Below are 12,524 nucleotides of genomic sequence, written 5' to 3'. Positions count from 1 at the left end.
TCGCGCTCGTGATGCCCGACACGAGCCCGCGCGGCGCGGGTGTGCCGGGCGAGACCGATGCGTGGGACTTCGGCGTCGGCGCGGGTTTCTACGTCGATGCGACCGAAGCGCCGTGGTCCACGCATTACCGGATGGAGTCGTACGTGACGGGTGAGCTGCGCGAAGTCGTCGCGGCAGAACTGCCGATCGACGCCGCGCGGCTCGGGATCTTCGGCCACTCGATGGGCGGACACGGCGCGCTGACGCTCGCGCTGCGTCATCCCGGCCTGTACCGGTCGGTGTCCGCGTTCGCGCCGATCGCCGCGCCGATGCGCTGCCCGTGGGGCGAGAAGGCGTTCTCGGGTTATCTCGGCGACGATCGCGACGCGTGGAAGGCCCACGACGCGAGCGAACTCGTCGCGCGCGCCGATGCGCCGAAGTTCGCGGACGGCATCCTGGTCGACCAGGGCCTCGCCGATCAATTCCTCGCGAACCAGCTGAACCCCGACGTGTTCGAAGCCGCGTGCGCGAAGGCCGGCCAGCCGCTGACGCTGCGCCGCCATCCGGGCTACGACCACGGGTACTACTTCATCTCGACGTTCATCGCCGATCACATCGCGCATCACGCGCGCGTGCTTGTACGCTGAGCGGAGTCAGGTAACGCACGCATCGCTGCACGCGATTACGGGCGCATAAAAAACGCCGGCGCTGCCCTCGGGCACGCCGGCGTTTTCATTGGCATCGGGCGGCGATCCGTCGAGCGGCGATCAGTGGCGTCGCAACAGGCTCGCGCCATACACCACCGCCGACAGCGCGGTGATCCAGAAGCTCGTCGGCCAGTCGGTGTGATATGCGAGCGCGATGCCGGCCCACGCCTCGAACAGCGCGAACAGCGCGGCGAGCAGCACGCCCGTCGACAGCCGCGTCGACACGTTCTGCGCGGCCGCGGCCGGCCCGACCAGCAGCGTGAACACGAGCAGCACGCCGACGATCTGCGTCGCCGCGGCCACTGCGAGCGCGCACACCGCGAGGAACAGCATCGACACCGTGCGCAGCGACACGCCCTTGGCTTCGGCCAGTTCGGGCTGCAGCGACGCGAACAGCAGCGGCCGCGCGATCAGCGCGAGCGCGATCAGGCTTACCGCGCCGATGCCCGCAAGCACCGAGAGCGTGTCGTGGCTGACCGCGAGCACGTTGCCGAACAGCAGCGCGGTCACCTGCGTCGCGAACGACGTATAGAAATGCAGGAACAGCAGGCCGAAGCCGAGCGCGCCCGACAGGATCACGCCGATCGCGACGTCGCGGCCCGCGAGCCGTTCGCCGAGCGCGCCCATCCCGATCCCGGCCGCGAGCGTGAAGCCGACCATCCCCCAGATCGGCGAGATGCCGAGCAGCACCGCGCCCGTCGCGCCGGTGAAGCCGACGTGCGACAGCGCATGGCCGGCGAAGGTCTGCCCGCGCAGCACCAGGAAGTAGCCGACGATGCCCGCGAGCACCGCGACGATGCCCGACGCCGCGAAGGCATTGATCATGAAGTCGTATTCAAACATCGTGCGAATGCCCGGGATGAGCGTGTCCGTGGTGGTGATGGCCGCCGCCGCCGCCGTGCGAGTGGCCGTCGTCGTCCTCGTGTTCGTGGTCGTGCTTCTCGATCTCGACGTCGCCCGACATCACGAAGATCTTGCCGTTCACGCGCATCACGTCGATCGGCGATCCGTAGAGCCGCGACAGCACGGGCTTCGTGATCACCTCGTCGACGGTGCCGAGCGCCGCGACGCCGTTGCCGAGATACAGCACGCGGTCGAGCGCGTTCAGCAGCGGATTCAGTTCGTGCGCGGAGAACAGCACGGTGATGCCGAGCTCGCGCTGCACGTTGCGCACGAGTTCAACGACGCCGCGCTGGTGGTTCGGGTCGAGGCTGATCAGCGGCTCGTCGAGCAGCAGCAGCTTCGGGCTGCCGAGCAGGCACTGCGCGAGCAGCAGGCGCTGCCGCTCGCCGCCCGACAGTTCCGACAGCGGCCGGCGCGCGAGCGTCGGGCCGCCGACGAGGTCGAGCACGCGGTCGACGTCGCGGCGCGTCGCCGCGTTCGTGTGCGGCAGCCCCCAGCGGTGGCCGTCGGCGGCCATCGCGACGAAGTCGTAGCCGCGCATCCGGCGGTTCGCGAGGCCGCTCCTGATCTGCGGCATGTAGCCGATCGACGCGTTGCCGCGCACGACCGGCACGCCGCCGACCGACAGTGTGCCGGCCGAGACGGGCACGAGGCCGAGCACGGCGCGCATCAGCGTCGTCTTGCCCGCGCCGTTCGGCCCGAGCACGCCGACGAATTCGCCGGGTTCGATCGAGAAGCTGACGTCGCGCAGGATCGTGCGTCCGCCCAGTTCGAGCGTGACGCGATCGACTGCGAGTGCGTGAGGAGTGGCGGTCATGTCGTTGCAGTCGCTTATTTCTTGCCGGCCGAAAGCGCGCTGGAGAGCGCATCGAGCTGGCCGGCCATCCATTGCTGGAAGGTCTTGCCGGCAGGCTGCGTCTCGGTGACGCTGACGGCCGGCACGCCGCCGTCGCGCGCGATCTTCAGCATGCGCTTGGTCATCGGCGCTTCGGCCTGGCTGTTGTAGATCAGCACGCGCACCTGCTTCTTGCGCAGGTCGTTCTCGAACGCGGCGACGTCCTGCGCGCTCGCCTCGGTGTCGTTCATCGTCGCGAGCTGGAAGCGCTGGTTGCGCATGTCGAGCCCGATCGCGTCGGACATGTAGCCGAACACGGGCTCGGTGGCCGTCACCGGAACGCCCTTGTACTGCGCGTGCAGCGCGGCGACCTTGTCGTCGACGGGCTTCAGCGACGCGACGAACTTCTGCAGGTTCGCGTCGTAGTCGGCCTTGTTCGCGGGGTCGGCGCGGCCGAGCTCGGCCGCGATCGCGCGCGCGGCGGCCGGCATCGTCGCCGGGTCATACCACAGGTGCGGGTTGTCGCCGGCCTTCTTGCCGACGAGATCGGCGACGACGATCGTCGCGCGCTTGGCCTGCTTCGACGCGCCGAGCAGCTTGCCCATCCACGGATCGTAGTCGGCGCCGTTGTAGATCACGACCTGCGCGTGCTGGAGCGCGCGGGCGGTCTTCGGGCTCGCTTCGAACAGGTGCGGATCCTGGTCGGGATTGCTGAGGATGCTCGTGACCGCGACGTGGCGGCCGCCGATCTGCGACGCGACATCGCCGTAGAAATTCTCGGCGGCGACGACGTTGACGGTCGCGGCCTGCGCGAATGCGGGCACCGCGAGCGACAGCGCGGCGGCAGCGGCGGCAAGCCAGCGGACCGGCGACAGGGCGCGCCGCGGCGCGCGCTTCAAGGCAATGGACATGAAACTCCTCGTTGGAAAGGCGGCACATGCGCCGCGCGATGCGGCGTCAGCGTTGTGCGGGCTTGCGCTTGCAGTGCCCGCACAGGCCGCTCAGCTCGACGACCTGATGGTGGACTTCGAAACCGTGCGCGGGCTCGCTCGCCGACAACTGCTTCGCGAGGTCGCCGCCGGGAATCTCGACGGTGTCGCCGCACGAATCGCAGATCAGGAACTGGCCTTCATGCGGCACACCGATCTCGCAGCATGCGAAGAACGCGTTCTTCGATTCGATCCGGTGGATGAAGCCGTGCTCGACGAGGAAATCCAGCGCGCGATAGACGGTTGTGGGCGGCACGCGGCCGCGCTGCGGCTCGAGCTCGGCGAGCAGGTCGTACGCGCCGATCGGGCGCTGCGCGGCCAGCACGCGTTCGTAGACCTGGCGGCGCAGCGGCGTCCACGCGAGTCCGTGCTCGGCGGCGAATGCGTCGGCCCGGGACAGCCGGGCATCAATGGACGATGAGGTAGCCATGGCGTTAAGCAGGCAGTGAGACAGAGTTTGGCGATGATATAACGTATCGCCGCGCCGTGCAGCGCGAATTCCCCTTTACCTCCACGCTCCGTCCCCTTCATTGCCGATCCGGCCGCACCGCACCGCGCGCGCCGCGCCTTGCCGGGCGTGCGCTGCGGGCCGGCGCGATGCGCCGTTGTGCCGCAGCGCGTCATAGAAAGCCGTCACGTCGCCTTGACAGCGCGAATCGCGTATCCGATCATTCGATCAACAACAGAGCAATTGATCGGTAGGAGAGCGTTCGCTCACCTCGCGACCGTCGTACAGCAGAACGAACCGGAGACAGCCAGTGAGACTGGAAGACAAGGTCGCGATCCTGACGGGCGCCGCAAGCGGCATCGGCGAGGCGGTGGCGCAACGCTATCTGGACGAAGGCGCGCGCTGCGTGCTCGTCGACGTGAAGCCGGCAGGCAGCTCGCTTGCGCGGCTCATCGAAGCGACCCCCGGCCGCGCGGTGGCCGTCACCGCGGACGTCACGCGCCGCGACGACATCGAGCGGATCGTCGCCACCGCCGTCGAGCGCTTCGGCGGCGTCGACATCCTGTTCAACAACGCGGCGCTGTTCGACATGCGCCCGATCCTCGACGAATCGTGGGACGTGTTCGACCGGCTGTTCGCGGTCAACGTGAAAGGGCTGTTCTTCCTGATGCAGGCCGTCGCGCAGCGGATGGTCGAGCAGGGGCGTGGCGGCAAGATCGTCAACATGTCGTCGCAAGCCGGCCGTCGCGGCGAGGCGCTCGTTTCGCACTACTGCGCGACCAAGGCCGCGGTGATCAGCTATACGCAGTCGGCCGCGCTCGCGCTCGCGCCGCACCGGATCAACGTGAACGGCATCGCGCCGGGCGTCGTCGACACGCCGATGTGGGAGCAGGTCGACGCGCTGTTCGCGCGCTACGAGAACCGGCCGCTCGGCGAGAAGAAGCGGCTTGTCGGCGAAGCCGTGCCGCTCGGCCGCATGGGCGTGCCGGGCGACCTGACGGGCGCCGCGCTGTTCCTCGCGTCGGCCGACGCCGATTACATCACCGCCCAGACGCTGAACGTCGACGGCGGCAACTGGATGAGCTGACTTGACGTCCTCCGCCGCCTAAAGGCGGTGGATTCCCACACTTGGCGATGCACGTCCGCATCGGAGAATGTTCAGCGCAGCGTTGGTATCACGATCATGCTCGACACCACAGTCACTGCAGGCCCACTCTCTTACTCGCAGCCCCGCGATTCCTTTCGGCCGCGTCGTGCTGTCTTTCGACCCGCACGCCGAACAGGACTGGGTAGAACCGCTTTCGTCCACTTCTTCGAACGTGGCTCCGTGCGCGATCGCTTTATAACGGAGCATGTTTCGGAAAGACGACCAGGATGCGTCGTAGACGCTCTTCGCCATTCTGGTTCTGGCGAGTTTGACGGCAGAGACATTGCCGACCGCGATGTAATCGAACCGCCGCACCAGATCGAGTGCGAGCTTGTGCTGGGAATCGGCGCGGGCATTCGCAACCTTGGCGTGCAGCTTCGCGATATGTCGTTTGTGCTTTCGCGCCCGTTGCGCTTTCGCGAGCTTCTCGGCCGCGCGCCGGCCGAACCGGTCGTTAGGCAGTTTCTCGCCGGTCGAAAGTGTGGCGAAGTCTTTCAGGCCGAGATCGATTCCGACGCCGGAACGAATCGGGCGCGCTTGAACATCGGGCATTTCGATCACGATGTTGAGAAACCAGTTGCCCCGCGCATCCTGCGCGAAGTTGGTTCCATCCTTGATCTTGCCTTCGGGAAGCGGCCGACTGTTGAACACGCGGAAGGTGTTGCCGGCGAAACGGAGCGCGTCGCCTTCACGCTTCAGGTCACGCCCTTTCAACGGTACCCATCCGAGCGTTCTCTTGCCGCGATAGCGCAGGTAAGGGCGTCGGTGCTGGCTACGGGATTGTGCGTACTGCAAGCAAGTTGCGTTGATCGTGCCGGAGTGAATGCCAAGCTCCTTGCTGCTGCCGCTCGTCAGTCCATTCAGGTCGAAACCTGTTGGCCACTTCTTGCTCCACTTGAGCGCGTGTTTCTGCGTGTCATTGCAGAAGTTCCAGACGTAGTTCACCGCACGACTCTGCTTGTTAAGCAACCCGTTGAGCGACTTCACCCGGTAGCGGTAGACAAGGATCATGCCAATGATCCTACCCCCTGGACGAAGCGGCCTGTCAAGCGCATACCGTTCCTTCTCGCCGCCGATAATGGTTTGTCGGAGCAACGGATGAAGTGGCATCCATGTTCGCTTCGATGGCCGCTGCCACAGGCTGCGGCCCTTTGCACGCCGGTCTCGGGAGGGCACGCCTGATGGCCGAGATCGTCGTCGCCGGCGAACTGCTCGCCGAATTCGTCGCCGCCGAGCGCGGCCAGGGCTTCGATACGCCGGGCCTGTTCGCCGGACCGTTCCCGAGCGGCGCGCCCGCGATCTTTGCCGATCAGGCAGCACGGCTCGGCGCGCGCGTCGCGTATGCAGGCTGCGTCGGTCGCGATGCGTTCGGCGACGCGATCGTCGCGCGGCTCGAACGCGACGGCGTCGATGTCGCGCGCATCCGCCGCGTCGCGCGCCCGACCGGCACCGCGTTCGTCGCGTATCGCGACGACGGCTCGCGCAGCTTCGTCTTCAGTCTTTCCAGCAGCGCGGCCGCGTGCGTCGACGCGTCCGACGTCGATACGGCAATGTTCGACGGCTGTCGTTATTTCCACGTGATGGGTTCGTCGCTGACGAGCGAATCGGCAATTGCCGCGGTCCAGCGCGGCGTGATCGAGGCCGCGCGCGCCGGCGCGAAGGTGTCGTTCGATCCGAACGTGCGCCCCGAGATGCTGAGCTTCCGTCCGATGCGCGCGGCGCTCGACGAGATGCTCGCCGCCTGTCACCTGTTCCTGCCGAGCGAAGCCGACCTGCCGTTCTTCTGCGGGCCGCAGCTGGCCGAGCGCGCGATCGCGGGCCTGCTCGCGACGCACCCGCTGCTTGAGCGCGTCGTGCTGAAGCGCGGCGCGGTAGGCAGCGTCGCGTTCGACCGCGCGAGCCGTGCCGAAGCGCCGGCTTTCAAGGTCGACGAAATCGACCCGACCGGCGCCGGCGATTGTTTCGGCGGCACGCTGGTCGCGAGCCTCGTCGCGGGCGTGCCGATCGAGGTCGCGCTGCGCCGCGCGAACGCGGCCGGCGCGATCGCGGTCACGCGGCGCGGCCCGATGGAAGGCAACAGCAGCGCGGCCGAGATCGACCGCTTCCTGACCGAACGAGGTGTGGCATGCCCGGCCTGACGACCGTCGCGGAACGCCCGCGCACCGCGCACGCGGACGCCGTGCTGCGGATGATCTTCGACGCGAACCGCGCGGACGCGCAGCGCGGCATCTATTCGATCTGCAGCGCGCACCGGCTGGTGTTGGAGGCCGCGTGCGAAGCCGCGCGCGCGGACGGCTCGCCGCTGTTGATCGAGGCGACCTGCAACCAGGTGAATCATCTCGGCGGCTATACGGGCATGACGCCCGCCGATTTCCGCCGCGATGTCGATGCGATCGCCGCGCGCTGCGGGCTCGCGCAGTCGGCGCTCGTGCTCGGCGGCGATCATCTCGGCCCGAACCCGTGGCGGCATCGCCGCGCGGCCGACGCGATGCGCGAGGCCGGCGCGATGGTCGCCGCGTATGTCGAAGCCGGCTTCGAAAAGATCCACCTCGATGCAAGCATGGCCTGCGCGGACGATCCGGCGCGGCTCGACGACCGCACGATCGCCGCACGCGCGGCCGAACTGTGCCGCGTGGCGGAAGACGCGGCGTCGCGCGCCGGTGTCGCGCCCGTCTACGTGATCGGCACCGAGGTGCCGACGCCGGGCGGCGAGGTCAGCGGCAATCCGGGCGATGCGAACGGCGCGGCGATCGCGCGGATCGCGGTCACGCGCAGCGACAGCATCGCGGCGACGCTCGACGCGCACCGCCGCGCGTTCGCGGCGGCCGGGCTCGACGACGCGTGGGCGCGCGTCGTCGCGATCGTCGCGCAGCCGGGTGTCGACTTCGACGATCGCCACGTGCTCGACTACGACAGCGCGAAGGCGGCCTCGCTCGGCGCGAGTATCCTGCATACACCGCGCCTCGTGTTCGAGGCGCATTCGACCGATTACCAGACCGAGGGTGCGCTCGCCGCGCTCGTGCGCGATCACTTCGCGGTGCTGAAGGTTGGCCCCGCATTGACGTTCGCGCTGCGCGAGGCGCTGTTCGCGCTGACGTTCATCGAGGATGCGCTGATCGACGACGTCGCGCAGCGCTCGCGGTTGCGCGACGTGGTCGATGCCGCGATGCGCGCGCAGCCCGAGCACTGGGCGCCATACTACCGCGGCGACGAAACCGAGCAGCGGCTCGCGCGCCAGTTCAGCTACAGCGACCGGATTCGCTACTACTGGCTGCAGCCGGCCGTCGCGGCCGCGGTCGAGCAGCTGTTCGGCAACCTCGCGCGGCAGCCGGTGCCCGAGACGCTCGTCGCGCAGTGGCTGCCGGATGTCTACGCGGCGTGCCGCGCGGGCGGGCTCGCGAAGGAGCCGCGCGCGTGGGTGCGCCACCGGATACGCGACGTGATCGCGCACTATGCGCGCGCGTGCGGAATGCAGCGGCCGGCGTGACGGGCCGCGAAGGAAACGACGCAAGACCGATGACACATCGAACAAACACAGGAGACATGCCATGCAACGAAAGATGCTCGACGCCGCCGCACGCTGCTTCGCCGGAGCCGCGCTCGCGACGGCCGCCTGCGCCGCGTCCGCCGGCACGCTGACGATCGCGACGCTGAACAACCCCGACATGATCGAGCTGAAGAAGCTGTCGCCGGCGTTCGAGAAGGCGAACCCCGACATCAAGCTGAACTGGGTGATCCTCGAGGAAAACGTGCTGCGCCAGCGCGCGACGACCGACATCACGACGGGCAGCGGCCAGTTCGACGTGATGGCGATCGGCACCTACGAGACGCCGCAGTGGGGCAAGCGCGGCTGGCTCGCGCCGATCACGGGCCTGCCCGCCGACTACGACCTGAACGACATCGTGAAGACCGCGCGCGACAGCCTGTCGTACAACGGCCAGCTGTATGCGCTGCCGTTCTACGTCGAAAGCTCGATGACGTTCTACCGCAAGGACCTGTTCGCGGCGAAGGGGCTGAAGATGCCCGACCAGCCGACCTACGACCAGATCGCCGAATTCGCGGACAAGCTCACCGACAAGTCGAAGGGCACCTATGGGATCTGCCTGCGCGGCAAGGCCGGCTGGGGCGAGAACATGGCGTTCGTGTCGACGGTCGTGAACACGTTCGGCGGGCGCTGGTTCGACGAGAACTGGAACGCGCAGCTCACGTCGCCCGAATGGAAGAAGGCGATCACGTTCTACGTGAACCTTCTGAAGAAGGACGGCCCGCCGGGAGCGAGCTCGAACGGCTTCAACGAGAACCTGACGCTGACCGCATCGGGCAAGTGCGCGATGTGGATCGACGCGACGGTCGCGGCCGGGATGCTCTATAACAAACAGCAGTCGCAGGTCGCCGACAAGATCGGTTTCGCGGCCGCTCCGGTCGCCGCCACGCCGAAGGGCTCGCACTGGCTGTGGGCGTGGGCGCTGGCCGTGCCGAAGACGTCGAAGCAGCAGGACGCCGCGCGCAAGTTCATCGCGTGGGCGACGTCGAAGCAGTACATCGAGATGGTCGGCAAGGACGAAGGCTGGGCGTCGGTGCCGCCGGGCACGCGCGCGTCGACCTATCAGCGCCCCGAGTACAAAGCCGCCGCGCCGTTCTCGGACTTCGTGCTGAAGGCGATCGAGACGGCCGACCCGAACGACCCGTCGCTGAAGAAGGTGCCGTACACGGGCGTGCAGTACGTCGGGATTCCTGAATTCCAGTCGTTCGGCACGGTGGTCGGCCAGTCGATCGCGGGCGCGGTCGCGGGCCAGATGACGGTCGACCAGGCGCTTGCCGCCGGGCAGGCCGCCGCCGACCGCGCGGTACGGCAGGCCGGCTACAAGAAGTAACGCGCAAGCAGTCGCGCGGCCCGCACCGTGCGCCGTCGCGCACGGTGCGGGGCCGGCGAAGCCGAAAGGCGGGCAGGCCGTTCGCGCCCGCGCATCAACCGGAGGGACCCCGATCATGCGTCACCTGCGTCTTCCCCTGAGTCACGCGCCGTCGGTCGGCGACGCGTCGTTGCCGCCGGGCGCGCCGCGCCGCGCGCGCGGCGGCGCGAGCTGGCTCGTCTCGCCGTCCGTCGCGGTGCTGCTGCTGTGGATGTCGATTCCGCTCGCGATGACGATCTGGTATTCGTTCTCGCGCTACAACCTGCTGAACCCGGACGTGAAGGGTTTCGCGGGGCTCGACAACTACCGCTTCCTCGCGACCGATCCGTCGTTCCTGCCCGCGATCTGGCACACGCTCGTGCTGATCGGCGCGGTGCTCGCGATCACGGTGATCGGCGGCGTGCTGATGGCCGTGCTGTTCGACCGCAAGTTCTACGGGCAGGGCGTGGCACGCCTGCTCGCGATCGCGCCGTTCTTCGTGATGCCGACGGTATCCGCGCTGATCTGGAAGAACATGATCCTGCACCCGGTGTACGGGCTCGTCGCGAACGCGATGCGCGCGCTCGGGATGACGCCGATCGACTGGTTCGCCGACTACCCGCTCACCGCGGTGATCATCATCGTCGCGTGGCAATGGCTGCCGTTCGCATTCCTGATCCTGTTCACTGCGATCCAGTCGCTCGACCAGGAACAGAAGGAAGCCGCGCGCATCGACGGCGCGGGCCCGATCGCGATGTTCTTCTACATCACGCTGCCGCACCTGAAGCGCGCGATCGCCGTGGTCGTGATGATGGAGACGATTTTCCTGCTGTCGATCTTCGCGGAGATCTACACGACGACCGGCGGCGGCCCCGGCAACGCGACGACCAACCTGTCGTACCTGATCTACGCGCTCGGCCTGCAGCAGTTCGACGTCGGCCTCGCGTCCGCCGGCGGTATCATCGCTGTCGTGGTCGCGAACGTCGTGTCGTTCTTCCTCGTGCGGATGCTCGCGCGCAACCTGAAGGGGGAATACGAAAAATGAGCGACCTGACCTTCGAAGGCCGGCGCGTGCCGGCCGTGTTCGACCTCGTACGGCGTGCGCTGCCCGGCGCGCTCGCGTGGCTGATCGCGTTGCTGCTGTTCTTCCCGATCTTCTGGATGGCGATCACCGCGTTCAAGACCGAGCAGCAGGCATACGCATCGGCGCTGTTCTTCATGCCGACGCTCGACAGCTTCCGCGAGGTGTTCGCGCGCAGCAACTACTTCTCGTTCGCGTGGAATTCGGTGCTGATCTCGGCGGGCGTCACGGTGATCTCGCTGCTGTTCGCGGTGCCGGCCGCGTACGCGATGGCGTTCTTCCCGAACCACCGCACGCAGAAGGTGTTGCTGTGGATGCTGTCGACGAAGATGATGCCGTCGGTCGGCGTGCTCGTGCCGATCTACCTGCTGTGGAAGAACGCTGGGCTGCTCGACACGGTGTCGGGCCTCGTGATCGTCTACACGCTGATCAACCTGCCGATCGCGGTGTGGATGACCTTCACCTACTTCAACGAGATCCCGAAGGACATCCTGGAAGCCGGGCGCATCGATGGCGCATCGACGTGGCAGGAGATCGTCTACCTGCTGATGCCGATGGCGCTGCCGGGGCTCGCGTCGACCGCGCTGCTGCTCGTGATCCTGTCGTGGAACGAGGCGTTCTGGAGCATCAACCTGTCGAGCTCGAACGCGGCGCCGCTCACGGTGTTCATCGCGTCGTACTCGAGCCCCGAGGGGCTGTTCTGGGCGAAGCTGTCCGCGGCGTCGCTGCTCGCGGTCGCGCCGATCCTGATCGTCGGCTGGCTGTCGCAGAAGCAGCTCGTGCGCGGGCTCACGTTCGGAGCGGTCAAGTGAGCGCGGCCGGCCAAGGTGCGAACGTGCTGATCTGCGATTGCGACGGCGTGCTGATCGACAGCGAAGCCGTCGCCGCCGACGTGATCGTGCGCGAGCTCGACATGCGCTGGCCGGGCGTCGATGCGCGGCCGGCCGTGATGCCGCTGCTCGGTCTGCGCATCGAGCGCGTGCTGGCGGGGGCGGGCGACGCCGTCGGCCGCACGCTGTCGGCCGACGACGTCGACGCTATCCGCCGCGCGGTCGAGGCGGCGGCCGTCAACGCGCCGATGGTCGAAGGCATCGACGCGGCGCTCGGCGCGATTCAGTTGACGACGGCCTGCGCGAGCAACAGCTACCGCACCTACGTCGAAGCGGCGCTCGCGCGCACGGGCCTCGCGCGCTTCTTCGGCGAACGGCTGTTCTGCGCGGATTCCGTCGCGCGGCCGAAGCCGGCGCCGGACGTGTATCTCGCGGCGGCGCGCACGCTCGGCGTCGCGCCCGCGCAGTGCCTCGTCGTCGAGGACAGCGTGACCGGCATCACCGCGGCGGCCGCGGCCGGCATGACCGTGCTCGGCTTCGTCGGCGGCGGGCATGCGTCGGCCGCGCAGATCGACGCGCTGCGCGGCATTGGCGCGCGTCACGTATTCGACGACATGCACGAGCTGCCCGGCTACGTCGCGCGCTGGCAGGCGACGGGCGCGGTGCTGCCGAACTAGCAACGATTACGCGCCGCATGCGTAAATGCGGCGCAT

13 protein-coding genes are annotated in these 12,524 nt (G+C 68.1%); 8 read left to right on the top strand and 5 right to left on the bottom strand.

Annotation, left to right across the window (positions count from 1 at the left end; all coding sequences use genetic code 11):
- A partial coding sequence (fghA, locus tag GD429_RS31315) for an S-formylglutathione hydrolase (RefSeq protein ID WP_152862923.1) occupies window positions 1-626 on the top strand: 626 nt, incomplete at its 5' end.
- A 120-nt stretch (window positions 627-746) separates the two neighbouring features.
- Here fghA and GD429_RS31310 read toward each other — a convergent pair.
- Genes GD429_RS31310 through GD429_RS31295 form a run of 4 tightly spaced genes read right to left on the bottom strand, consistent with a single transcriptional unit; the run spans window position 747 to window position 3,843 of the window.
- Window positions 747-1,529, bottom strand: a complete 783-nt coding sequence (locus GD429_RS31310; RefSeq protein ID WP_152862921.1) for a metal ABC transporter permease — start codon at window positions 1,527-1,529, stop codon at window positions 747-749.
- Window positions 1,522-2,406 carry an ABC transporter ATP-binding protein gene (locus GD429_RS31305; RefSeq protein WP_152862919.1) on the bottom strand — a complete coding sequence of 295 codons (885 nt, stop codon included), beginning with the start codon at window positions 2,404-2,406 and terminating at the stop codon, window positions 1,522-1,524. Before GD429_RS31305 ends, GD429_RS31310 begins: the two co-directional genes overlap by 8 nt.
- A gap of 14 nt (window positions 2,407-2,420) precedes the next feature.
- Window positions 2,421-3,335, bottom strand: a complete 915-nt coding sequence (locus tag GD429_RS31300) for a metal ABC transporter solute-binding protein (RefSeq protein WP_152862917.1) — start codon at window positions 3,333-3,335, stop codon at window positions 2,421-2,423.
- Window positions 3,336-3,381: 46 nt separating this feature from the next.
- Window positions 3,382-3,843, bottom strand: coding sequence for a Fur family transcriptional regulator (locus GD429_RS31295; protein ID WP_011546084.1), 462 nt, complete (start codon window positions 3,841-3,843; stop codon window positions 3,382-3,384).
- Window positions 3,844-4,171: 328 nt separating this feature from the next.
- Here GD429_RS31295 and GD429_RS31290 point away from each other — a divergent pair, with 328 nt between their 5' ends.
- On the top strand, window positions 4,172-4,948 hold the full coding sequence (locus GD429_RS31290) for an L-iditol 2-dehydrogenase (protein ID WP_321575020.1): 777 nt from the start codon (window positions 4,172-4,174) through the stop codon (window positions 4,946-4,948).
- Window positions 4,949-4,966: 18 nt separating this feature from the next.
- Here GD429_RS31290 and GD429_RS31285 read toward each other — a convergent pair whose 3' ends face one another.
- Window positions 4,967-6,019 carry an RNA-guided endonuclease InsQ/TnpB family protein gene (locus GD429_RS31285; RefSeq protein WP_152862915.1) on the bottom strand — a complete coding sequence of 351 codons (1,053 nt, stop codon included), beginning with the start codon at window positions 6,017-6,019 and terminating at the stop codon, window positions 4,967-4,969.
- A gap of 170 nt (window positions 6,020-6,189) precedes the next feature.
- On the opposite strand from GD429_RS31285, the gene GD429_RS31280 reads away from it, so the two are divergent.
- The 6 genes from GD429_RS31280 to GD429_RS31255 all read left to right on the top strand — a co-directional run bounded on the left by GD429_RS31280 (window position 6,190) and on the right by GD429_RS31255 (window position 12,488).
- Complete coding sequence (locus GD429_RS31280; protein WP_152862912.1) at window positions 6,190-7,146, top strand: sugar kinase; 957 nt, start codon at window positions 6,190-6,192, stop codon at window positions 7,144-7,146.
- Window positions 7,134-8,495: a D-tagatose-bisphosphate aldolase, class II, non-catalytic subunit gene (locus GD429_RS31275; RefSeq protein WP_152862910.1), complete on the top strand. Its 1,362-nt coding sequence runs from the start codon at window positions 7,134-7,136 to the stop codon at window positions 8,493-8,495. Before GD429_RS31280 ends, GD429_RS31275 begins: the two co-directional genes overlap by 13 nt.
- 61 nt (window positions 8,496-8,556) lie before the next feature.
- Window positions 8,557-9,882, top strand: coding sequence for an ABC transporter substrate-binding protein (locus GD429_RS31270; RefSeq protein WP_034178888.1), 1,326 nt, complete (start codon window positions 8,557-8,559; stop codon window positions 9,880-9,882).
- 115 nt (window positions 9,883-9,997) lie between these two features.
- On the top strand, window positions 9,998-10,945 hold the full coding sequence (locus GD429_RS31265; RefSeq protein ID WP_152862908.1) for a carbohydrate ABC transporter permease: 948 nt from the start codon (window positions 9,998-10,000) through the stop codon (window positions 10,943-10,945).
- Complete coding sequence (locus GD429_RS31260; protein WP_152862906.1) at window positions 10,942-11,793, top strand: carbohydrate ABC transporter permease; 852 nt, start codon at window positions 10,942-10,944, stop codon at window positions 11,791-11,793. Before GD429_RS31265 ends, GD429_RS31260 begins: the two co-directional genes overlap by 4 nt.
- Entirely contained in the window at window positions 11,790-12,488 is a 699-nt protein-coding gene (locus tag GD429_RS31255; RefSeq protein WP_321575018.1) for an HAD family phosphatase, read from the top strand. Before GD429_RS31260 ends, GD429_RS31255 begins: the two co-directional genes overlap by 4 nt.
- Window positions 12,489-12,524: the final 36 nt, after the last annotated feature.

This window comes from Burkholderia sp. BE17, from assembly GCF_009362305.1.
Classification (GTDB): Bacteria; Pseudomonadota; Gammaproteobacteria; order Burkholderiales; family Burkholderiaceae; genus Burkholderia; species Burkholderia pyrrocinia_C.
This window is presented reverse-complemented; position numbering and strand designations above follow the sequence as displayed.

Coding starts and splice junctions, on each gene's coding strand:
- GD429_RS31310 (WP_152862921.1), bottom strand. CDS start 1,529: ATGTTTGAATACGACTTCATGATCAATGCCTTCGCGGCGTCGGGCATC.
- GD429_RS31305 (WP_152862919.1), bottom strand. CDS start 2,406: ATGACCGCCACTCCTCACGCACTCGCAGTCGATCGCGTCACGCTCGAA.
- GD429_RS31300 (WP_152862917.1), bottom strand. CDS start 3,335: ATGTCCATTGCCTTGAAGCGCGCGCCGCGGCGCGCCCTGTCGCCGGTC.
- GD429_RS31295 (WP_011546084.1), bottom strand. CDS start 3,843: ATGGCTACCTCATCGTCCATTGATGCCCGGCTGTCCCGGGCCGACGCA.
- GD429_RS31285 (WP_152862915.1), bottom strand. CDS start 6,019: ATGATCCTTGTCTACCGCTACCGGGTGAAGTCGCTCAACGGGTTGCTT.
- GD429_RS31280 (WP_152862912.1), top strand. CDS start 6,190: ATGGCCGAGATCGTCGTCGCCGGCGAACTGCTCGCCGAATTCGTCGCC.
- GD429_RS31275 (WP_152862910.1), top strand. CDS start 7,134: ATGCCCGGCCTGACGACCGTCGCGGAACGCCCGCGCACCGCGCACGCG.
- GD429_RS31270 (WP_034178888.1), top strand. CDS start 8,557: ATGCAACGAAAGATGCTCGACGCCGCCGCACGCTGCTTCGCCGGAGCC.
- GD429_RS31265 (WP_152862908.1), top strand. CDS start 9,998: ATGCGTCACCTGCGTCTTCCCCTGAGTCACGCGCCGTCGGTCGGCGAC.
- GD429_RS31260 (WP_152862906.1), top strand. CDS start 10,942: ATGAGCGACCTGACCTTCGAAGGCCGGCGCGTGCCGGCCGTGTTCGAC.